Here is a 22577-nt window from a genome sequence, read left to right on the forward strand (position 1 = left end):
GGACATAACAACAAAAAACCGTCAAAGAGGCTTCATTTATGCGTAAACCAGATCTCGCAGCCGCCATCGCTGAAAAAGCAGACCTCACCAAAGAGCAGGCCAACCGCGTCCTTAACGCCGTACTCGAAGAAATCACCGGCGCCCTGCACCGCAAGGACAGCGTCACCCTGGTGGGTTTCGGCACCTTCCTGCAACGCCACCGCGGCGCCCGCACCGGCAAAAACCCGCAAACCGGTGAGCCTGTGAAGATCAAGGCAAGCAACACCGTCGCGTTCAAACCGGGCAAGTCGCTCAAAGATAGCGTCAACCCGTAAGTTAAGCGGTACCGTCTCGAAGGGAGGCGGGGCGGTAAAGAAAATGGGCACGCCGACTGGGTCGGGTGCCCATTTTTGTTGGGGGTGAAAAAAGGGTAGTGGGGAATATAAGTAGTTGTCTCTTGCAGAATTATTAATGGTTGAAGTGGAAGCTGAGTTGTAGCGAGTTTTTATTGAGTAATAATCGAATTATATAGTTGATATGGAACTACATCGGTACAGATTGACACATATGGCATGAGACAGCAGGGAGCGCGCTCTAAACTAATTTTTAGAGGTGTATATATGAAAATATTCGATCAGTCCCGTGTTCCATTGCTCACGCCATTAACCCAGCAAAAAAAGACGGAGATCAAATCGCCGTCGACGTCGGGTAGTACGGGGGCCGAGGCAAATAGTTCAAACGATAAACCGGATTACAGTCAGAACAAAGGGAGCGCTCAATACCCTCAAGCGACCCCTGAGGAACTCGTTAGTCGAAGCAAAAGGACTGCAGAAAGATTCGGCGCGCCAAGGGCCAGCGTCAATCACAAGGGCAAGCCTCCCAAGTCTCGCAACCCTTCCAGGCGTCCACCTGGCAAGCCTGGCAAGCCTGGCAAGTCTGGCAATACGCCTATTAAAAAGCCAGCGGGAGGATCGAACGGTCCCGGGGCGGCACGTAACACTGGAAATGACATTGCCGGCTTGCAACAGAACAACGCTTTCCCACCGGTTTCGCCGTCAGTCGCGATTACTATACGTAATGCGCTTCTAACGTCAGGGACCAGTAATTTGGTCAATAGCGGTTTTACCGTGGGGCAGCATTTCGTTTCCAAAGGCCTAGAAGAAAGGGTTGCAGCACAGGCAAAGATGCCTGGAGCAGAAGTAAAGAAACCAGACGGCACGACGGGTACCGTAGACCCTGCCGCGACGGAGGAGCAAAAAATGCAGGCGCGTCTTACAGGCGCAGAAATAAACACTGAGTCTCTGACCAACAGCATCATTTTAATCAACGAAGGCCCAGACGCGAAGGCTGTGGTAGCTAGCCCCGACGCGCCAACGGATACACAGGGGCGTTTGACCAACCTTGAGAAGCGGATGGACGCGATAGAAAGCCAAATGCCCGACATCGCTAAGCGTTACGGGCTTATCTATACCCCGTATGAGGCGTCTGAGTCATCGGAGGCGCCGACTGACAAGGCGCGTATGGAAAATGTTGAAAAGCGCTACGCGTTTATGAATAAGATGATTAAAACATTGGTCACACTTAAGCAGAACGAAGCTGACGCTGACTAGATTTGTAAATGCAATGAGGGCGGATTTAGCTGAATAAATCCGTCCCGTCCTCTTTTTAGATTTTTTATGTGGAATAAAACCTTGAGGTTACTTGAGGATTTCCCACGTTGTTTCCCCCTCGTAAGTTTGCACAGCCATCCGATAGATATCGGTCCATATATCCCCTGATGGCCTTTTAACAAGGTGTTTTGCACCAAATACATAAACAGTTTCACCTAGCGATATCCTTTCTTTGATGTGCTGCGCTGTAGGGGGTACCAGGAATTGATGCAAAAAGACCATAGGGAGACCCTGATGATATAGCCAGGCAGGTTCGCCTACCCATACGGGTTTATCCTTCATGCAAAGGTATTCGTTATCGAGTCGCTCCGTTAGCCATTTTTTTTTATTTTTTGGTGCGCCTTGCGCTACATATTCCTCGTAAAGCTTGCGAGCAAAATCCTCCGCGCTTTCATCTTCCATCGAGGCAGATTTTTTTTCCGCGACAGTCATTGCCGTGCCCCAGAAAACGTGAAAATCAGTCAACTCACTCATATCTGCTGCTCCTGAAAGGGTTCTCTAAAATTGCCCTGTGGTTTTTACAATTCTCACCAAATCCCAGCCGGTATGGCGATACTTGTCCATTGACTCATGCCCCCAAGGCGTCGCCTTGGTCAAGTTCCAATCTTCATGAGCCACTTTTGATCCGGCGCGTTGTGGAATGTATTGATGATTCAGCTCCATCGACACCGTGATTTCCTTGGTCGTGCCAACACGTCCCTTTAGTCGGCTTCTCAGAGTATTACGATAACGAACCTCTATTCTCATCTGCGGTGCCTTGCCTAGGGCCATTCGAGCCAGGTTTCTAGTTGAGTACTGGCCTGGCCGGGCATTGGCACCCGCGGCTTTCCAAACACCTTTCCTTGCTGTGCTCCAACATTTCCAGCCCCACGGGTCGATCCAGGCGATCGGATTCGGCCCATATTGATAGAGATTGATCCCTCCCGCCAACCCAAGAGGATCCGGTGTGGTAAACCGCCCGATATCCGGGTCGTAAAACCGGAATGTATTAAAATGCAGTCCCGTTTCTCGATCTAGATATTGCCCCTGAAACCGTAAGTTCTGCTCTTCGATGTAGGTAGGCTCGCGCACTTCCTCCACCGTACCGCCCCACATTCGATAACTGGTCCGCCAGATGACTTCGCCGTCTTCTTCGGTTAGCTGCTCCGGCTGGCTATTGAGGTCGTTATGGTAGTGACGGATTTTTTGCACAGGCCCCGTGCCGTCGACCCGGGCTACGGGCTTGTAGCCTTCATCTTCATAGATATAAAGGCTGGACTGAGTATGCCTGGATTCCTGCAAGAGACGCAGCTCGTCCCAGAGGAAGCGCGTCATCCCCAACTGATAGCCATCGCTGCCATACTCGGCTTTTTCAATGCGACGCCCCAGGGGGTCATAGGTCATCCTTATCCTGTTGCCGCTATCATTTCGTACTTCAATCAGACGACTTTCCGCATCGTAGACAAAGCGCTGTAAACCGCGAGAGGCACTGCGCTTTTCGACCATGCGACCCAAGGTGTCGTACCGGTAACGCTTATCTTGATAGGTCAGCAGCCGGTTATGTTTTACCAAGCCACCTTGATGTGAACTATCGAGCAGGTTGGCTGCGGCATCATAGGCGCAGGTTTCGCTCCGTCCTGCCTGGTGGCTGACAAGAATCCGTTCGGTACTGTCGTAACCCAGATGCTCTTGATGATCGTGCACGCGATCAACACGATGACGTCCAATCACGTTGTCGCTGGGATCGTAGCTATAGTCGGTCTCTACCAGTGGTGGCAGCTGCCATGGTTGGTCGATGCTGCGACGCTGTCGGGACCGAACCCTTCCGCTACGGTCGTACGCAGTGCTTGTCTTGAGTTGACCCTGAGTACGCTGCACTTCGCGATGCAAGCGATCACGCTCGAAGTCGCTGATAACCTTTCCATCGAGATTCAACTGATGCAGGTGGCCACTGCCGTAATACAGGCGGTTCAGCCATCGACCATCAGGCAAGCCGGTTTGAATCAGATTTCCCAGTTCGTCGTAACGATGCTGCACAGACCCTGCCGAGCTTTTCTCCTCAAGGAGCTGCCCCATGGCGTCATAGCTGAAGCCAAGTAATTGCTCACTACCATCAGGCGCCGTGAAAGTAACACCGACCAGTTGGTCGTTGAGGTCGTGCGCGTAGCTGGTGGTACCGTCCGCAGTTATTTTGCTGACCAGGCGTCCCACGGGATCTCGCTGAAACTGATGTGACAGCGGCGCTACCGGCTCACCTTCCGTTCCCGGCAGGTAGTCAACGGCGACGACATCATCCAGCGGATCATAGGTGTAGCAGCGCCGGCTTTTATCCAGGTCCTGCTGCTGCACCATGCGGTCGGCTGCGTCCCACTCAAAGCGATAACTCTCACCGTTCTCGTTGGTCAGCTTGCTCAGACGTCCGTAGGCATCATGATCGAACATGACCGAACGGTTATGCGCGTCCCAGCGCTGTTTGACCAGACCGCGAATGTCATAGGCATAGCGTGTGGTGCTGCCGGCAGGGTCTACGTGGGCAGTCAGATAACCACTTGCGCTGCGTTGGAATTGTTCGACGCGGCCGTCCGGAAGCTGACATTCCAGAAGCAGCGCCTGAGGGCCGTATCGGTAACGCACCGATTCACCTTCGGCATTGGTCTGCACCACCAGATTGCCAAACGCGTCATATTGATAACGCGTCGGATAACCGGAACAATCGACTTCTTCGACCAGTTGGCTCCACTCGTTCCAATGCAATGTTCTGGATTTTTCCGTCGCATCGATGATGCGCACCGGCTGGCCGAAACCGTCATAGACATAGCGCGTGCGGTTGCCCAGTGGATCGACTTCCTCAATGCAGTTACCACGTTGGTCGTAGCGGTAATGCCAACTATTGCCCGCAGGGTCGGTTTCAATCTGAGGCAATGCCCAATGCGCAAGCCATTGTGTGCCACGGGTCCTGCCCAGCGGATCGGTCACTGTACTCAGGTTGCCGGAGTCGTCGTAACAGAAGCGCCATCTGCCGTTCTTTGGGTCAATCGCGCCTGCAAACTGGCGATCTTCGTTCCATTCGAATTCCCAGATACTGCCCGCGTTATCAACGTATCGGGTGATCTGATATTGCGGGTTCCAATGCCGAGTGCTGACGCGCATCAACCCATCGGTTACGCGTGTAATGCCCGCATCCAAGTCGTAGTCGAAGGTGTATTCATCGCCCGCATCTGTCCAGTGCCGACTGACGCGCCATTCCTGGCCGTCTGGTCCAGGTACTTGAGCCCATTGGTAGAAGCAACGCAGACCACTCGCCAATTGGTGCTCGATCATGCGTCTGCCGCTGTCGTAGGCAAAGCGTCGTAGGGTCGTGCCTTGTGCATCCACTACTTCGGCAAGATCGCCGTTGCTGTCATAGCGATAACTGACGAGCACGTCGCTGCGCCCATCGAAATGATCCTGGCGCAGGTAACGGCGTTCGATATGGCTCACACGCCCAGGATGCTCTGCGGTGTAGCTCAGGTCGATGTGCATCAAGTCATGCGTGTCGCGTAGGCGGCACAGCCGTCCTTGGGCATCGTAATCAAGGAAGATCCGACCTTCATTGCGATCACCCAACAAGTGCAAGCGCATCCGCGAACTGTTCAGCGGGTCGGGCTCGAACAGCCGATACAGGCCGTCGATGCTCTCGATCAATACCGCGCCTTCACCGCTGCGTCTCACCGCAAGGCCTTCGCCCGGGTCGAACGCTCCACCGGACAACGGGATGTAACCGATCTCCAGGCGTCGCCCCTGCTCATCGATATAGAACAGGTTTTCGTCGGCATCTATTTCGACCGACACCTCATAGTCGACGCTCCAGCCTGCGCCGAAGAGGCCGTTGCGACGTGTATCGAGACTGTTGTAGAAACGTTGCCAATCGATAGGGAGCAGGCCGGGCAGAACAAAGTCCAACTCCTCCTCTTCGCCCAAGACCTTGGCCCCCGTCGCGCTGTGCACCGGATTGGGCGAGCCATTCATGGCGCCCTTGAGCGCAGAGGTGACCTTGGCGGTTCCATAAGAAATCGCGCCGCCCACCAGCGCACTTCCGATCATGCACGGCAGTTTGGTCCAGAAACACTTCACATTGCCCCGCAACGCCATCACCACGGCAATCGCCAGCCCCACCCCCGGCGTTTTCCCGCTACGAATCTCCTGCACCACAATGGTCTCGCCACCAATGCGCACATCCGGCGAAATCAGACCCTCAGCCGTTCCAATCTTGGCGTCACAGGTACTGCGATCCCCGCTGCGTGCCGCCGGCTGACCATTGATGAATACCGAACTGGAACCCTCGGCAATGAACTGCAGGGGCATGGGCGGGTGCTTGTTGCACGCCACGGTGTCCAGCGGGCAAGGCTCTGTGCCGGGCGCAGGCGAGGCGACAGTCGGGCGCCACATCTGCGAGAAAAACTCTCCGGCCATATCCAGGAAGCTTGGCGCTGGCGGCTCGCTGGGCGCGACGGGCACAGCCGTCATCTTGCCGGCGGCGCGGGCAGCCTTTTTGCCATTGATGAACACGTTGTGCGAGCCGCTGGTGATGAACGCATCGATCACCGGCGGGAACACCCAGTTGGCGGCGGACTCGCACCAACTGGATATCTTCAAGTCGGCGCCAGTGAGCCCAGCGGTGATGCCGACGACCGCGCCCACCACCAAAACCAATGCAACACCGCCTGTGGCAATGGTTGCACCGGTCGCGAGGAACACCGCTCCGGCAACGGCCAGGCAGCCCACAGTAGTGATCGCCGCATAGGCGGCCACTTCCAGCACACCGCCGAGAATATCGGCCATCACCGAGGTGTGCAGCAGTGCGTCGCCTTCGCGGGCAGCCCAAAGATCGTCACTCATCGCTCAGGCTCGACTCAGGGCGTAGCAGTAAAATTGAGCGTGTTTTTCAGCGTTGCCCAATGAGCCGCCTCGGCAGGGCCCAGGGGCTGGGTCTTGACGTAGCTCAGTGCAATCAGTTGGCGGGTGCCGGGTATCTGCATTGCCAGCTGATATTGGTAAATGTTGTCGCTGCCTTTGTTGAAACGGTTCTGTACTTCAAAGGCGTCGATGTCCTGCGTCGGACCGACCTTGACCGCTTGTGCAGGGGAATAGCGCAGATCCTTGACCTGCTGCTCGAGTTTTTTCAGCTGGCCTTCGAAATTGCTTTGCAGGCTCTCGCCGTCCGCCAACGGGCTGCGGCTCACCACTAGGGTGGTGCCCAGCTTGGCGAACTTGAGGATATTGATCGAGGTGTCCTGTACCTCGGCATCGGGCAGGGTGAATTGGGCTTCGTTGATCAGGTAATTCATGGTGAAGAAGTCTCGTTATTGACCAGCGCCGGGCTTGCCGGGGAATTTTGATTCGACGGCGGACTTGATCGTGTCTTGCACGCCCTGGGCGCCGGGCGATGTGCCCTTGTCACTGCCCAGGTTGATGTCCAGTTTGCCCTTTGTCTGGATCTTGCTGCTGCCGGTGGAAAACAGGTTGAACGAGCCGCAGGTCAGGTTGATATCCCCGCCTGCCTTGAGCTCGATCACACTGTCGCCGCACACCAGGCGAATACTCTCGCCGGCCTCGATGGTGTAGTGCGTGGCGGCGCTGTCGGACTTGGCGCCACCCACGATCACCGTGTCGTTGTTGCGCACAACCCGCAGACGATTGCTGCCGATGGTCACCGTCTCGTTATGGCCAATACTCTTGTTGCGGTCATGCCCCACCGAGTGGCTTTCATCCACCTCCACCACGATGTCCTGATTGCGCTCGGCATGGATATACAACTGCTCCAGACCCTTCTTGTCCTCCATGCGGATTTCATTGAAGTTGGCCGGCGTGCCGCCTTTGCTGGAGCGGCTTTTCATGCCGCTCTGGGTGGCGTTTTCCGGTAGGTCGTAAGGCACAGTCTGCTCGGCGTTGTACACCCGCCCGGTGATGATCGGGCGGTCCGGATCGCCTTCAAGGAAGCTGACGATCACTTCCTGGCCGATTCGTGGAATCTGCATCGAGCCCCAGTTCTTGCCGGCCCAGGATTGCGACACACGGATCCAGCACGAGCTGTTCTCGTTGGATTGGTCGTGGCGGTCCCAGTAGAAATGCACCTTCACGCGGCCGTACTGGTCGGTCCAGATTTCCTCGCCTTTGGGGCCCACCACCAATGCAGTCTGCGGGCCTTTGACGATAGGGCGATGGGTGTTGGCCAGTGGGCGGAAACTCTGTTGGGCGTCGATGCAGGTCAGGCTGCTTTCGAATTGCGCCGAACCGGAGCCGCCGCCGCTCTCCAGGCTTTCCTGGACGATGTAGTAGCGACAGCCGACGATCAGGTATTCGCGGTTCTGATCCTGACGACTGAAGCCGGTGAGGCTGAACAGGTGGCCCGACCCCAGGCCACGCGCATTGCCGGCGAACTCGATCTGCTCGTGCAGGGTTTGCAGGGCTTCGATGCGGGTACGTGCGTAGTGTTCGCCGTCGGAGCTTTGCACGTAGGTGCCGGGGTAGTCGTACAGCGGATAGTCGCCGCCGGTGTGTGGGCGCGGCATGGCCGAGCGCACGTCGATGCTCGCGCTGGGGCGTTGGAAGTCGTAGTCGTTGAGCTCCAGCGAACCCGGCTGCACCTCCTGCGCCAAGTGCCAGTTGTGCATATGGTCGCGTTCGCGTTGCTGCTCGTCCTTGGGGTAGTAGGGGATCGACCCGTAGCCCGGCACCGTGGTGTGGGCGCCATAGGCGTCGGCCAGCACCAGCACGTGGCGATCCTGTTCATGGCGAAAGAAGTAGTAGATGCCTTCTTGTTCCATCAGGCGGCTGACGAAATCGAAGCTGGTCTCGCGGTACTGCACGCAGTATTCCCACTCGCGATACGGTCGGCTCAGGGCGTCTTCGAAATCGGAAAAACCCAGGTCGCGGAACACCTGCTTGATGATCTGCGGGATGCTCAGGTTCTGGAAAATCCGGCAATCGGAGGTGCGGCTGAGCAACCACATCCATGGGCGCAGGGTGACCTGGTAACTGGCGAACTGACCCTGGTCGATGTTCTGGCTGCAACGCGCGACGATGCCGTGAAAGTGCCGCTCGCCACCGTCCGCCAGTTGCAGGCCCACGCTCATGGGCTTGCCGAGCAACTGGTTGAGGTCGATGTTGGCGTCCAGGGACGTCAGTTGCAGCTCATAGTTGAACAGCCTTCCTAACTCTTCACCGCCGCCCATTTCGTTGAGCAACAGCACATCCGGCCCGAGAGGGCTGGTGATCTTGGCCAGGCGTGAGGCTTGGTTGAATAGCATCGGTTAACCCGTAAGTGTCGTAATAACTGAAGAAACCGAATCCAATGTGGGAGCTGGCTTGCCTGCGATAGCAATTGAACATTCAACATTGATGTTGACTGATACACCGCTATCGCAGGCAAGCCAGCTCCCACATTTTGACCGTGTCCCGTCAGGTCAATCTGCGTCGCTGAAGTCGTAGTGCAATTCATTATCCCGGCTGCTGATCCGCACCCCCGCCAGCGCCTTGCCTTCCAACATGCGCGTGAGGAACTCACGGCTCATGTCCGGCAGCAGGCTGTTGGTGAGGATAGTGTCGATCATGCGCCCACCGCTTTCGGTTTCAGTGCAGCGCGAGACGATCAAATCGACCACCGCATCGTCGTAGTCAAAGGCGACTTTGTGGGTGTTCTCCACGCGCTTCTTGATGCGGTTCAGTTGCAGGCGCGTGATCGCCTTGAGCATCTCGTCGCTCAGCGGGTAGTAGGGAATGGTCACCAAACGCCCCAGCAGCGCCGGTGGGAAAATCTCCAGCAACGGCTGGCGCAGGGCCTTGGCGATTTCTTCCGGCTCGGGAATGTTCGCCGGGTCCTTGCAGACGTGGGAGATCAGCTCGGTACCGGCGTTGGTAGTCAGCAGGATCAGGGTATTCTTGAAGTCGATCACTCGGCCTTCGCCGTCTTCCATCACGCCCTTGTCGAACACCTGGAAGAAGATCTCATGCACGTCCGGGTGAGCTTTTTCCACCTCGTCCAACAGCACCACGCTGTAGGGCTTGCGCCGCACCGCTTCGGTCAGCACGCCGCCTTCGCCGTAGCCGATATAGCCCGGTGGCGCGCCCTTGAGGGTGGACACGGTGTGGGCTTCCTGGAACTCGCTCATGTTGATGGTGATGACGTTCTGCTCGCCGCCGTACATGGCTTCGGCCAGTGCCAGGGCGGTTTCGGTCTTGCCCACACCCGAGGTGCCGGCCAGCATGAACACGCCAATCGGCTTGCTCGGGTTGTCGAGGCCGGCGCGGGAAGTCTGGATGCGCTTGGCGATCATCTGCAGGGCGTGGTCCTGGCCGATGATGCGTTTTTTCAGGTGCTGGTCGAGGTTGAGCACGGTCTCCAGTTCGTTGCGCGCCATGCGGCCCACCGGGATGCCGGTCCAGTCGGCGACCACCGAGGCCACGGCCTGGTAATCCACGGTCGGCAGGATCAGCGGGGTTTCGCCTTGCAGGGCGGTGAGGCGCTGTTGCAGGTCGATCAGTTGCGTGCGGAGTTCATCGCTGCCGCTATCTACGACGCCGGCCTTTTCGCGCAAGGTGGCACGGGTGGCGAGCAGTTCATCCACCAGGGCTTTCTCTTCGGCCCAACGGTTTTCCAGGGTCGCCAGGCGCTCGCGCTCGGTGCTCAACAGGGCTTCGCTGTTGCTCTGGCGCGTACCAATGGCAATGCCGATGGCCTGTTCGCGGGCGATGATTTGCAGTTCGGTTTCCAGCGCTTCGATGCGGCGACGGCTGTCGTCCACTTCGGCGGGCACTGCGTGCAGGCTGATGGCGACACGGGCGCAGGCGGTGTCCAGCAGGCTCACGGACTTGTCCGGCAACTGGCGCGCCGGGATGTAGCGGTGCGACAGCTTCACCGAGGCTTCCAGGGCTTCATCGAGGATCTGCACCTGGTGGTGTTTTTCCATGGTCGAGGCCACGCCGCGCATCATCAGCAGCGCCTTGTCTTCCGACGGCTCGGCAACCTGTACCACCTGGAAGCGGCGGGTCAGCGCCGGGTCTTTTTCGATGTGCTTCTTGTACTCGGCCCAGGTGGTGGCGGCCACGGTACGCAAGGTGCCACGGGCGAGGGCGGGCTTGAGCAGGTTGGCCGCGTCGCCAGTGCCTGCCGCACCACCGGCACCCACCAGGGTATGGGCTTCGTCGATAAACAGGATGATCGGCTTGGGCGAAGCCTGCACGTCTTCAATGACCTGGCGCAGGCGCTGTTCGAACTCGCCCTTCATGCTGGCGCCGGCTTGCAGCAGGCCCACGTCGAGGCTACGCAGTTCCACGTCTTTCAAGGCGGGCGGCACATCACCGGCGACGATGCGCAGGGCGAAACCTTCGACCACGGCGGTCTTGCCCACCCCGGCCTCACCGGTGAGGATCGGGTTGTTCTGGCGCCGACGCATGAGGATGTCTACCAGTTGGCGAATCTCTTCGTCACGGCCGACGATAGGGTCGAGCTTGCCGCTGCGGGCCTGTTCGGTCAGGTCAACGGTGAAGCGCTTGAGCGCTTCCTGCTTGCCCATCGCACTCGGCGCCATCGCACCGCTGGCTTCACCCGGCACTGCTCCAGCATTGAAACCATCGCTGGCGCTCAAGGCATTTTCCGGCGAGTCGCCGACATACTCGTCAAAGCGCTCGCTCAAGGCTTCGGCCTTGATTTTGTCGAATTCGGCGGACAAGCCCAGCAGCGCGTGGCGCAGGCTCGGCGTTTTCAGAATGCCCAGCACCAGGTAACCGGTGCGCACCTGGCTTTCGCCAAACATCAGGCTGCCGTACACCCAGCCACGTTCCACCGCTTCCTCCACGTGGGAGGACAGGTCGGTGATGGAGGTCGAGCCGCGTGGCAGGCGGTCCAGGGCCTCGGTAAGGTCACGGGCCAGGCGCGCCGGTTCCAGGTTGAACTGGCGGATGATGCGGTGCAGGTCCGAGTCCTGCAATTGCAGCAACTGGTGAAACCAGTGGGCCAGCTCCACATACGGATTGCCCCGCAACTTGCAGAACACGGTGGCGGCTTCGATGGCCTTGTAGGCCACGCTGTTGAGTTTGCCGAACAGTGCGGCGCGACTGATTTCACCCATGCTCTGGATTCCTTGAGGTGGTGGCGTGGTCGGCGTAATGCCGGGCCAGGATTAGGTCGTTGGCGTCATGCGCAGGTTGGCCGAGCCAGGTATTGAAACCCAGGCGGAACTGGCCGTTGAGTTGCAGTGCCGGAACTTCGGGTTGTTGCAAAACCAGGTTCAGGTCCCAGTCCAGTTCATGGCCCAGGTACTCGGCCACCCAGGCCACCAGTTCGTTGAACGGTTGATGACCAGGCAGCATCCCCATGTAGTCGTCCAGCTTGAGTGGGCCCAGGCGAATGCGGAATTTATGCTGGCGGTCCCACACAAAGCGGCCCAGGCAAAAGTCCACGCCCAACTGGTTGGCGCTCACACCGACGCGGCTGCGCTCGGGCAATTCCAGCCATTGGCCGACGTATTCCTCGATCGCTACCGGCAGGCCGAAATACTCGCCGAGGATCGCCTTCAAACCGTCCGGGTAGCGGGTTTGCGCCGACAGGTGGCCGCTGTAGTGCAGCTTGGCGGTATCGGCAATCAACCCCTGATTGAGCAGGCTCGGCATACCCCGCCCACTCAGGGCGGCGAGGCGTGCGGACCAGTAGTCATCGTCCGGCCGGTCGTGGCTGACCGTCGGACGTGCCTCGGCCCAGGCTCGGTAGAACAGCGTCAGCAAGCGATGGTGGAACACATCCAGGAACTGCTTGCTGGTGCTGTCGGCGTTATTGCGCTGACGCTCGCGCACGTACTCGGTGATATGCAGCGGCAGCGGGCCATTGGGGCCGCCGAGGCCGAAGAAGAACTGCTCCAGCCGCGCCGGCTTGCCGTCGCCGCCGGGGTCGACCGACGCCAGCGTGGCCGGCGCGAAGGTGCAATCGGCCTGTTGCCCGAGGCGCAACGGGTCATCCGCCAGGCGCAGGGAATGGCCCAGGCGCGGCAGGTCCGGCGATTCGCACTCGATACGTCGCAGCGCCTGGAAGAAGTCATATTCCCAGGGCTCCTGATGCATCGCATCCAGGGTACTCACAGGGTCGGACGCCGTCCGGGCTTGGCTTTCCATCGCATGATCTCGCCGCGTTCGGTGGTACGGATCACCGTTTCGGTAAAACTGTTGATCGACACATAACGTGCCAGGAAGCGCTCCAACACCGCACCGAGTAGAAACACACCGGTGCCGCGAAACGCGTTCTCATCGAATTGCAGGGTGATTTCCAGGCCCCGGCCAAACACGATCGGGCCAGGCATCGGCAGGCGCCGGGTCACCGCCTTGCTGCTGACTTCGCGCAAGCCTTCGATCTGCAATTGCAGGGCGGCGTCGTTGCTGTCGCCGTACAGGCGCAATAACTCACGCAGGGCGCCGGCACCCTGGCCCTGTTCGCTCAAAGACAGGTAATTGAGCGACAGCTGGCTGATCAGGCGCCAGGCCTTGGCATCGTGGGCATGGCTGGCGCGTGGGCGGCTGGGGCCTGCGACGCAACGCACAGAAAGCACCGGGGCGCTGTCGGCCAGGGTGAAATCGGTCTTGCCATTGCCCACGCTCATGAACAGCGGCAAGTCGCGGTTGGTGCACAGCGCCGTGACGCCCAACTGGCGCAAGTCATGGCCGTAGGGCGCCTGGCGGCTGTCCACCAGGCTGACGAAGGTTTCGCTGCCCACGTAGGTGGAGCGCGGACCGTTGCGGCGCTGGTCGCTGGACAGCACGCGTGGCTCGCGGCGCACCGTGTAGTAAGCCTGGTCACGGCCATAACGCGACGGATCACGCACTGCATAGAAGGGTAAAAACGGCTGCTCCGGCCCGGTGCCGTGGCCCGTGATGCCGCTCAACGAGTGAATCTCGAAATCCATCGGCCGCGTGCGGTCGGCGATCACGTGGTGTTCGTTGACCCGGTCAGACAAGTGGATGCGGTCTACACGTTTTGGGAACAGGTTGATCGCGGGGGTGCAGAAGGGCAAAAACTGCGCTGCGCCAACGCTGCCTTCCAGGCTCGGTTCGTGGCGGTCGAACAGCACGATCAGTTCCAGCTCCTGGCCGTCGCAACGCTTGACCGCCCGGCCCAGCTCGGCGAACTCGACGAACAGGAAGCGGTGGGGCAGGGCGAAGTATTCCTGCAACAACCGGTAGCCCTGGAACGCCCGCGCCACTACCGGCATCGCCGCGTCGGCATCGTCAAACCCACGGGAGCGCAACGCGTCTTGGGGCAAACGCTCAACCCAATCGCCGCCGGGTTGGCGTGCAAACACCGCGCAGGCATTGCCCAGCAGTTGTTCGTAGAGGCGGAATGGCTGCTCGTCGGCACCACTGAGGTACAGCGGCAGGTTATCCAGCTCAAGGCTGCTGAACGGCAATTCGGCGCCGGTGCGCAAGGTCAGGCGCAACCCCGCCTTGGCCTTCGGCTCACTGGCGGCCAGGCGACCGAGCACGGCGGCGGGGTTGCCGAAGTATTCGGCGTGACTGACCTGCAAGGGCCACAGCGTCACCGGATGTGCGGTGCGGTACTCGCAGCAGGTCTGGGTTTCGCGGCCCAGGGCGGCGCGCAGTACCGTGTCGCGGGGCAGGGGGAAACCGCTGGCCAGGGAGCCTTCATCCGGGTCGGTCTGCAATTGCACTACGGTCATCGACGGGGTGGGCGCCAGGTAGTGCGGGTAGGCGATTTCCAGCAGGTTGTGGGTGAAGGTCGGGTACTCGGCGTCGAGCTTGAGCTGCACCCGGGCCGTGAGGTAGGCAAAGCCTTCAAGCAAGCGTTCGACGTAGGGGTCGGCGCAGTCCATACCGGACAGGGTCAGCCGACTGGCGATCTTCGGGTATTCCTTGGCGAACTCGGCGGCGCTTTCGCGCACGTGGTGCAGTTCCTGGTTGTACAGCTCCAGCAGGCGCGGATTCATGGGCGTCTCCGCTGGTCGGCATTGACCACGCGTACGTGGCCGGACTCCAGGTCCAGGTCGGTTTGCAGCAGCAGGCGCAACGGCACTGGCTGCGCCCACAGGTCACCTTCGATCTCGAAACTCAGGGCGTTGTGGTTCATCTCGCCATGGCCGACACGGGCTTTGACCCGCAGGGTGTGGCGCAGGATGCGTGGCTCGAAGGTGGCGATGGCCTGGTAGATCAGGGCTTCCAGGGCCTTGATGTCGACGCTGGAAACGCTGTTGCCCGCCAGTGCCGGCAGGCCGTAATTGACCACCGAAGTACCGGCCGGGGTGTGCAGCGTCGCATCGGCATCGAGTAACGACGTGGTGTTGAGCAGCCACGCCAGGTCACGCAGTACCGAGGCTTTCAATTGGGTCAGGGATAGCACGCGTTTGTCGGCGCTTTCCTTGGGATTGGTCGGGTCGTCGTCGGTCAGCCGGTCCAGCAGGGACGGTTGCAGACGGTCGCGGGAAGCGATTTCAGTTACCACCAAAGCAGCTCCACGGACGGGTTGCGAGAGGGACAAGATGCCTGTGGCCGTGGCGCGGGGTCACGGCCACAGGGGCTATCAGCGCTTGGTGTTGGAACGGATGTTCCAGCCAAACTTGATCGCGCCGCCGTCTTTGGTGCCGTCGGCTTTCTGCGGCTGGTAGTCGACCATCACTTGGGCGAAGTTCAGGGTCACGTTCTCGGTCAGGCGATCATCGGTGCCCGAGCCGCCGGTGCTCAGGGAGGTGACCAGCACTTCTTCCAGGTTGATCACCATGTACTCGACCTGGCTTTCGCCACCGGCCTTGCGCACGGTCAGCTTGACCTTGTCGATGTGCTTGCCGCTGGCGCAGTGCATCATCAGGTTGGGCGAAGCCTTGTCGACGTACTTGGTCAGCGACAGGTCCTGGATATTCACCTTGCCCGCACCGCCGCCACCGCCAACGTGCATGTTGCCGGACTGGGCCATGCCCCAGCTCCAGTTCAATACGTCGATTTCGTCCTTGTGGGCCTTGTCCATGGACTCGCCCTTGATGTCGCCGATCTTGATGAAAATATCAACAGCCATGTTTTCTCCCTGTGTGGTCTCAGCCACGATATTGGGTTACCGCCAATGGGGCAGTGCTTTTCTGGGGGAGCTGGCTTGCCTGCGATAGCATCACCGCGGTCTGGCTGGCAGACCGCGTCGCCTGCATCGCGGGCAAGCCCGGCTCCCACAGAAGAACCGGTTCAACAGTTACTTATGCGCTCTTGGCAGAAGGCAGCTTCGATACCAGTCGCAACGACACCGTCAGCCCTTCAAGCTGGTAGTGCGGGCGCAGGTAGAACTTGGAGTTGTAATACCCCGGGTTGCCTTCGACTTCTTCCACGATCACTTCGGCAGCCGCCAATGGGTGCTGGGCCTTGGTGGTTTCGGTGGAGTGCGCAGGGTCGCCGTCGACGTAGTTGAGGATCCAGTCCTGCAACCAGCGCTGCATCTCGTCCTTCTCTTTGAAGGAGCCGACCTTGTCGCGCACGATGCACTTCAAGTAGTGGGCGAAACGGCAGGTGGCAAACAGGTACGGCAGGCGCGCGGCCAGGTTGGCGTTGGCGGTGGCGTCCGGGTCGTCGTATTCGGCCGGTTTCTGCAACGACTGTGCGCCGATGAACGCGGCAAAGTCGGTGTTTTTCTTGTGCAGCAGCGGCATGAAACCGTTCTTCGCCAGTTCCGCTTCACGGCGGTCGCTGATAGCGATTTCGGTCGGGCACTTCATGTCCACACCACCGTCATCGGTAGGGAAGGTGTGGGCCGGCAGGTTTTCCACTTCACCGCCAGACTCGATACCACGGATGCGCGAGCACCAGCCGTAGTGCTTGAACGAACGGTTGATGTTCACCGCCATCGCGTAGGCGGCGTTGGCCCAGGTGTACTTGGAGCTGTCGGCGCCGTCGGTGTTTTCTTCGAAGGCGAAGGCTTCCACTGGGTCGGTCTTGGCGCCATACGGCAGGCGCGCCAGGAAGCGCGGCATGGTCAGGCCGATGTAGCGCGAGTCTTCCGATTCACGCAGCGAGCGCCAGCCGGCGTATTCCGGGGTGGTGAAAATCTTGGTCAGGTCGCGTGGGTTCGACAGTTCCTGCCAGGAGCCCATGCCCATCACGGTTGGCGATGCGGCCGCGATGAACGGCGAGTGCATGGCGGCGCAGACTTTCGACAGCTCGCCCAGCAGTTCCACGTCGGGTGGCGACTGGTCGAAGTAGTAATCGCCCACCAGGCAGCCGTAGGGTTCGCCGCCGAACTGGCCGTATTCTTCTTCGTACATCTTCTTGAAGATCGGGCTCTGGTCCCACGCGGTGCCCTTGAATTTCTTCAAGGTCTTGTGCAGCTCCGGCTTGGAAATGTTGAGCACGCGAATCTTCAGTTGCTCATCGCTCTCGGTGTTGTTGACCAGATAGTGCAGGCCACGCCAGGCGCTTTCCAACTGTTGGAAATCCTGGTGGTGGATGATCTGGTTGACTTGGGCAGTGAGCTTGGCGTCGATGGCGGCGATGATCGATTCGATCGACTTGATCGCATCGTTGGACACCAAGTCGGTTTGCGCCAGGGCTTGTTCAGCCAGGGTGCGCACCGCGGTTTCCACGGCTTCGCGGGCACGCTCGGTCTTGGGTTTGAATTCTTGCAGCAGCAGGTTGGCGAACTCGCTGGCTTCTTCGGTGGCACCCAGGATCTGGCTGCCTTCGCGGGCGGTATTGTCAGTCATGATTACTGCTCCCCTGCAGGCTTGGGCGCGCTGGCAAGTGCCTGAAGCAGTGCCGGGTCCTTGATCGCCTTCATGATGATTTCTTCAGCGCCGGTCTTGCCGTCCATGTAGGTCAGCAGGTTGGCCAACTGAGTGCGGGCTTCGAGCAACTGGTTCAGCGAGTCAACCTTGCGCGCCACGGCGGCCGGGCTGAAGTCGTCCATGCTTTCGAAGGTGATATCCAGGCTCAGGTTGCCTTCGCCGGTCAGCTCGTTGGGTACGTGGAACGCCACGCGTGGCTGCATGGCCTTGAGGCGTGAGTCGAAGTTGTCGACGTCCACTTCAAGGAACTTGCGGTCGGCCACGGGTGCCAGCGGCTCGGCGGGCTTGCCGGCGAGGTCGGCCATCACACCCATTACGAAGGGCAGCTGGACCTTTTTCTCGGCGCCGTAGAGCTCGACGTCGTACTCGATCTGCACTCGAGGCGCACGGTTGCGCGCGATGAATTTCTGAGAACTTTGCTTCGCCACGTTGCTGCTCCTGGTCGCTTGAGCGACGGTGTTGTTACTGCACGGTCCGGCGGCTTACTCGCTGTCCGGGCCGCGCAGGTTTTCAAATTGGGACATGCCGTCGGGAATCAGATTGCGCACGATGGCCGCGAAGTCGGCGTGCACCAGATTTTTCGCTCGGTTCAACAACACCGGCAGCGGGCTCGAAGGCTCGTGTCGGGTGTAGTACGCAAGGATCTTGTCGAGGCTGCGCAACACGTCATCGCGAGTAGCGATGTCGCCCGTCGGGCGCGGGGCTGCGGGTGCGGCGGCGAAATCGACCGAGGGGGCATTGTCTTCACTGACGGCCTCGGGTTCGCTGCTGCTGTCGGTGCCGGGCACCGCTTGATTGAGTATTTGCAGGGCCTGCTTGAGCGGCTGCTTCAAGGCGCTGAGGTCCACGCCCTGGGCGGAACCGACCTGGTCATTGACCTGTTGCTCGATGGCTTCGCAGGCCGTACGCGCTGCGATCAACGCGTCGCGGGTGGCTTGCAGCAGCTCGGGGTCGCTGTCGAGGAATGCAGCGTTGAGCTGCTGGTTGCCCAGTTGCTCATCGGCAAAACTCTGCAGGCCGCTGGCGTTGAGCGCGGCGCGCAGGCTCACGGGCCCGAAGGTGCGTGAGCGTGTCAGGATGCTTTCGCGCAACAGGCGAATATTGGTGTCGCAGGTCAGGCCGGTCAGGGCGTTGATGCGCACGGTGGGGTCGTTGTCGTCGTCGGCATCCAGGAGCGGATGCACGTCGGCCCAGTATTCGCGCAGCAAGGCGTTGATCAGGACAAGGACTTCAGCCAGCCCGGCCACGCCCTGCAAGGCGAGGGAACTTTGCAGCAGGAAATGAGTGATGCGCAGGTCTTTGCTGCGCTGCAACAGGTCGAGGCTCTGCTGCTGGATGCTGCGCCACTCCGGCGGCTCGGCGGGCAGGATCGAGTCGCCCATGCTGCGTTCGGGCTGGCCCTTGGCATCACGTTCCAATTGCAGAAATTGCGCGTCATATTCCATGTCTTCGCCACAGGGCGAAGTTGCAGAAACGGCGGTGAGCAGCAACGGCACATCCACTGAGTTCGATCTCCTTATCAGCCCGCTGGAAGGCGGGCAACGCATGCATTAGTTGCGCAATGAACTGTGCATGTTTTCTTGGTCATACAATCAGAGTGCCACTACTGCGCCATCACTGATGTTCAAGAAGTTGTGCATTTTTGGTGTAGTAGTTATGCCTTGTCAAGGTAAGCTATTCGCCCTCTGTGACAGATGTGCGGTGTTTAACAACCTGTGCGACTGGCGGGTCGAAAGGCGCGCCCATGGAGGATTTTTGTCATGCAAGCCAGTTAAGATCAGCGATCATGCTGGTAAAAGCAGATTTTGGCGGTCGTTTTCGCGACCGCGGGCAAATCTTCAGGGAAGCGTGGCCCGTTGGGTAGACCGCGCGCGATGCATCAGCAAGGAGGCAAGATGTCGCTGTGTTTGACTATCACTAGTTATCACAAGATTACCCCAGGGCAATGCGCTGAAAAGTCCATGGATCAGGGCAGGATAGCTATTGGTCGCAGTTCGGATAATGACTGGGTATTGCCTGATCCTGAGCGTCTCGTCTCCTCCCAGCATTGCGTTATTCAATACAAAGATGGCCGTTATTACTTAACCGATAACAGCACCAATGGTGTGGAGTTGGTCAAGGCCGGTATTCGTATGCGCCGGGGTAACAGCGAGCCTCTGCAAGATGGAGAGTTGATCCGCATCGGCGATTACGAAATCCAGGCGCGCATCGACTTCAACGTGCAAGCCGTCGACAGCCAACCGTTTGCCGGTGAGTCGCCAAACAGCTTCGAAGCGCTGATGGGCGCTGTGGCGAGTCCGCCTGCGCCTACGCCGATGATCGCACCGCAATTCCACGGCGCCTCGTCGATGGAAACCCTGCCAGACCTGTTCGACTTCCTCAGCCCCACCGCCGTGCCGCCGCCCACTGTGGCGGACCATGTGCCATCCGAACAACACGATTTCCGCCCGCCGGCTCCGGTTGCTGTACCGATAGTCGAGAAACCGGTGGTGCAAGGCGCTGTCATTCCTGAAGACTGGGACCTGTTTGGCGACGTGCCTGCGCCCGCGCCCGTCGCCAATGCCGCGCCTGCCCCGGCGCCGATTGCTCCGCCGCCCGTGGTCGAGCCGGTTGCGCTGGCCGTGGCAGACGCTGCGCAACCTACCGACCTCTTGCAAGCCTTCCTGCGTGGCGCCGGTCTCGACCAGTTGCGCCTGGACCAGGCCGACGCCAGCGCCCAGATGGAAAGCATCGGCCGCAGCTACCGGCTGATGGTCGAGGGCCTGATCGACGTATTGCGCGCCCGGGCCAGCCTCAAGGGCGAGTTCCGTATGCAGCAGACGATGATCCGCCCCGCTGAAAACAACCCGTTGAAATTCGCCCCGAATGCCGACGAAGCGTTACTGCTGCTGCTTCGTCATGGCAACCAGGCGTTTATGGCGCCGGACATCGCGGTACGGGACAGTTTCGATGACCTGCGCGCCCACCAGTTGGCCGTGATGGCTGGCGTGGAAGCGGCGATCAAACACCTGCTCGCGCGCTTTGAACCGGCGCAGTTGGAGGAACGCATGGGCAAGCCCGGTGGCCTTTCGAGCATTTTCAACGGCTCGCGCCAGGCCCAGTACTGGCAGCAGTTTACCGAGCTCTACAGCAACATTTCGCGCGAGGCCCAGGAGGATTTCCAGGACCTGTTCGGTCGCGAATTCAGCCGGGCCTACGAAGAGCACAGCGCACGACAGCGACGCTAAAGCGCGTCGCACTTATGGATAAAACGGATAGCTAAACACGTCATTGAGGACGCAGGATGATTCCCAGGTTTTTACTCGCAGCCGCTACCGCGCTGCTGCTGACCGCGTGTGCAAACGACCCGGCCAAACCCGAAGCGGCTGCCGACACGCAAGCCAACAGCGCCGCCGTCGAGTTGCATTTCCACGCGATCGCCGGGCTCAACCCCGGCGCCAATGGCCAGGCTGCGCCGGTGCGGGTGCGTATTTTCGAACTGAAAAACGCCGCGACCTTTTCGCGCTCCGATTACTTCGCCCTGGCTGACCGTGCGCAATCCACCCTCGGCCTCGACCTGCTGGACCAGGATGAAGTGGTGGTGCAACCCGGCCAGCAACTGAGCATTCAGCGTGACCTCAACCCGGCCACGCGCCAGATCGGCGTGCTGGTGGGCTATCGCGAGTTGGACCGCGCGCAATGGCGCGCCGTGATCAACGTAGCGCCGCGCCAATCCAGCGAATACCAGATCAGCCTCGATGTGCGTGCCGTGCGCGCCGACGTCGTGGTTTCCCCCTCCAGCCCAGCCCAATAACAAGCAATCGGAGCCCCCATGTCCTGGAACAATCGCGTGGTCTGGTCGGAAGGCATGTTCATCGCAACGCAGCACTTCCAGCAGCATGACCGTTACCTGGAAAACCTGATCGACGCGCGCAGCCGTCCGTTGTCGGCAGGGGCCTGGGGTTTTTCCGAATTGCTGATCGACCAGGGCCTGCTGGCCCAGGGCAAACTGGCGATCGTATCGGCCCGCGGCCTGTTGCCCGATGGCACGCCCTTCAATATCCCCCAGGATGACTTGGCGCCGAGCCCGTTGAGTATCGACGACAACCTGCGCGACGGCTTGGTGTACCTGGCCCTGCCGCTCAAGCGTGCCGGTGCGCGTGACACGGTTGAGGAAGGCGAAGCCCTGGAAGCTGCGCGTTATGTCAGCCAGGTGCGTGAAGTGCGCGATGACAACGCGCCGTTCGAAAACCGCGCCCCGGTAGCCGTGGGGTCGCGGGCATTGCGCCTGCTGACGGCGCAGGACGGCATCAGCGACTATGCCGCCATTGGCCTGGTACGCATCAAGGAAAAACGCGCCGACCGCGCGCTGGTGCTCGACGACACCTACATCCCGCCGGTGCTGAATGTGACCGCAAGCAAACCGCTGACTGCGTTTCGCAGTGAACTGCTCGGCCTGCTGCACCAGCGTGGCGAAGCCCTGGCGGGGCGCGTGGTGGCCTCCGGCGCTGGCGGCGCTTCGGAGATTGCCGACTTCATGCTGCTGCAGCTGGTCAATCGCGCCCAGCCGCTGATCCAGCATTTGAGCCAGTTGAGCCCGCTGCACCCGGAGCGCTTCTTCAGCGAACTGGTGAGCCTGGCCGGTGAGTTTTCGACCTTCTCCACTTCAGGTCGCCGCCCGCAGGAATACCCGCAATACCAGCACGATGACTTGGCGCTGAGCTTCACTCCGGTGATGGCGGCCCTGCGTGAAGCGCTGTCGATGCTGATCGACAGCAAGGCCACGCCGATCCCGATTGTGGAGAAGGCCTACGGTATCCACGTGGCGATGCTGGCCGACAAGACCCTGCTCGACAACGCCAGTTTCATCCTCGTGGTGCGTGCCGATGTGCCCGGCGAAACCCTGCGCGCACGCTTTGGCCAGCAGAGCAAAGTCGGTTCGGTGGAGCACATTCGCGACATGGTCAACCTGCAACTGCCAGGCATTGGCTTGCTGCCGTTACCGGTGGCGCCGCGCCAATTGCCGTACCACGCCGGTAGTACCTACTACGAGCTGGACCGAGGCAGCGAGCACTGGCAGCAGTTGAGCAATTCCGGCGGCTTTGCCTTCCATATCGCCGGGCAGTTCCCGGGTTTGAACCTGGCCTTCTGGGCGATCCGAGGATAATCCGCG

General features: G+C 60.0%; 17 protein-coding genes. 5 read left to right on the forward strand and 12 right to left on the reverse strand.

The features are described 5' to 3' along the window. The first annotated feature begins 38 nt into the window (after positions 1-38). Complete coding sequence (locus TK42_RS10120) at positions 39-314, forward strand: HU family DNA-binding protein (protein ID WP_003195589.1); 276 nt, start codon at positions 39-41, stop codon at positions 312-314. Positions 315-599: 285 nt separating this feature from the next. Then, positions 600-1589: a type III secretion effector protein gene (locus TK42_RS27105; RefSeq protein ID WP_256584574.1), complete on the forward strand. Its 990-nt coding sequence runs from the start codon at positions 600-602 to the stop codon at positions 1587-1589. A gap of 87 nt (positions 1590-1676) precedes the next feature. Here TK42_RS27105 and TK42_RS10130 read toward each other — a convergent pair whose 3' ends face one another. The 12 genes from TK42_RS10130 to tssA form a co-directional block, all read right to left on the reverse strand. After that, on the reverse strand, positions 1677-2123 hold the full coding sequence (locus TK42_RS10130; protein WP_103734138.1) for a hypothetical protein: 447 nt from the start codon (positions 2121-2123) through the stop codon (positions 1677-1679). Positions 2124-2147: 24 nt separating this feature from the next. Beyond that, positions 2148-6506 (reverse strand): RHS repeat-associated core domain-containing protein, encoded by a 4359-nt coding sequence (locus TK42_RS10135; RefSeq protein ID WP_103734139.1) that lies wholly within the window; start codon positions 6504-6506, stop codon positions 2148-2150. Between the two features lie 14 nt (positions 6507-6520). Further along, positions 6521-6955: a DcrB-related protein gene (locus TK42_RS10140; protein WP_032878688.1), complete on the reverse strand. Its 435-nt coding sequence runs from the start codon at positions 6953-6955 to the stop codon at positions 6521-6523. Positions 6956-6970: 15 nt separating this feature from the next. After that, positions 6971-8917 carry a type VI secretion system Vgr family protein gene (locus TK42_RS10145; RefSeq protein WP_103734140.1) on the reverse strand — a complete coding sequence of 649 codons (1947 nt, stop codon included), beginning with the start codon at positions 8915-8917 and terminating at the stop codon, positions 6971-6973. A 156-nt stretch (positions 8918-9073) separates the two neighbouring features. After that, on the reverse strand, positions 9074-11737 hold the full coding sequence (tssH, locus tag TK42_RS10150) for a type VI secretion system ATPase TssH (protein WP_103734141.1): 2664 nt from the start codon (positions 11735-11737) through the stop codon (positions 9074-9076). Beyond that, entirely contained in the window at positions 11730-12773 is a 1044-nt protein-coding gene (tssG, locus tag TK42_RS10155; protein WP_078822644.1) for a type VI secretion system baseplate subunit TssG, read from the reverse strand. The genes tssH and tssG overlap by 8 nt, the downstream gene beginning before the upstream one ends. Further along, positions 12737-14596 carry a type VI secretion system baseplate subunit TssF gene (gene tssF / locus TK42_RS10160; RefSeq protein WP_032878692.1) on the reverse strand — a complete coding sequence of 620 codons (1860 nt, stop codon included), beginning with the start codon at positions 14594-14596 and terminating at the stop codon, positions 12737-12739. The genes tssG and tssF overlap by 37 nt, the downstream gene beginning before the upstream one ends. Continuing rightward, the gene (gene tssE, locus TK42_RS10165) at positions 14593-15108 is read right to left on the reverse strand and encodes a type VI secretion system baseplate subunit TssE (protein WP_005792513.1); all 516 of its coding nucleotides are present in this window, start codon (positions 15106-15108) and stop codon (positions 14593-14595) included. The genes tssF and tssE overlap by 4 nt, the downstream gene beginning before the upstream one ends. A 78-nt stretch (positions 15109-15186) precedes the next feature. Further along, positions 15187-15675 (reverse strand): type VI secretion system tube protein Hcp, encoded by a 489-nt coding sequence (locus TK42_RS10170; RefSeq protein WP_005792512.1) that lies wholly within the window; start codon positions 15673-15675, stop codon positions 15187-15189. 172 nt (positions 15676-15847) lie between these two features. Further along, positions 15848-17344: a type VI secretion system contractile sheath large subunit gene (gene tssC / locus TK42_RS10175; protein ID WP_005792511.1), complete on the reverse strand. Its 1497-nt coding sequence runs from the start codon at positions 17342-17344 to the stop codon at positions 15848-15850. 2 nt (positions 17345-17346) lie between these two features. Continuing rightward, entirely contained in the window at positions 17347-17853 is a 507-nt protein-coding gene (gene tssB, locus TK42_RS10180; RefSeq protein ID WP_003195557.1) for a type VI secretion system contractile sheath small subunit, read from the reverse strand. A gap of 54 nt (positions 17854-17907) precedes the next feature. Further along, on the reverse strand, positions 17908-18927 hold the full coding sequence (gene tssA / locus TK42_RS10185; RefSeq protein WP_103734142.1) for a type VI secretion system protein TssA: 1020 nt from the start codon (positions 18925-18927) through the stop codon (positions 17908-17910). A gap of 393 nt (positions 18928-19320) precedes the next feature. On the opposite strand from tssA, the gene tagH reads away from it, so the two are divergent. From tagH to tssK, 3 genes are read left to right on the forward strand one after another with little or no spacing between them, the layout of a single operon-like run. Further along, positions 19321-20652, forward strand: coding sequence for a type VI secretion system-associated FHA domain protein TagH (gene tagH, locus TK42_RS10190; protein ID WP_103734143.1), 1332 nt, complete (start codon positions 19321-19323; stop codon positions 20650-20652). A 56-nt stretch (positions 20653-20708) separates the two neighbouring features. Further along, on the forward strand, positions 20709-21218 hold the full coding sequence (gene tssJ, locus TK42_RS10195) for a type VI secretion system lipoprotein TssJ (protein ID WP_103734144.1): 510 nt from the start codon (positions 20709-20711) through the stop codon (positions 21216-21218). Between the two features lie 18 nt (positions 21219-21236). Beyond that, positions 21237-22571 carry a type VI secretion system baseplate subunit TssK gene (gene tssK / locus TK42_RS10200; protein WP_005792507.1) on the forward strand — a complete coding sequence of 445 codons (1335 nt, stop codon included), beginning with the start codon at positions 21237-21239 and terminating at the stop codon, positions 22569-22571. The last annotated feature ends 6 nt before the right edge of the window (positions 22572-22577 follow it).

The sequence above is a fragment of the Pseudomonas sp. GZJR-8 genome (genome assembly GCF_002916705.1).
Lineage (GTDB): Bacteria > Pseudomonadota > Gammaproteobacteria > Pseudomonadales > Pseudomonadaceae > Aquipseudomonas > Aquipseudomonas synxantha_A.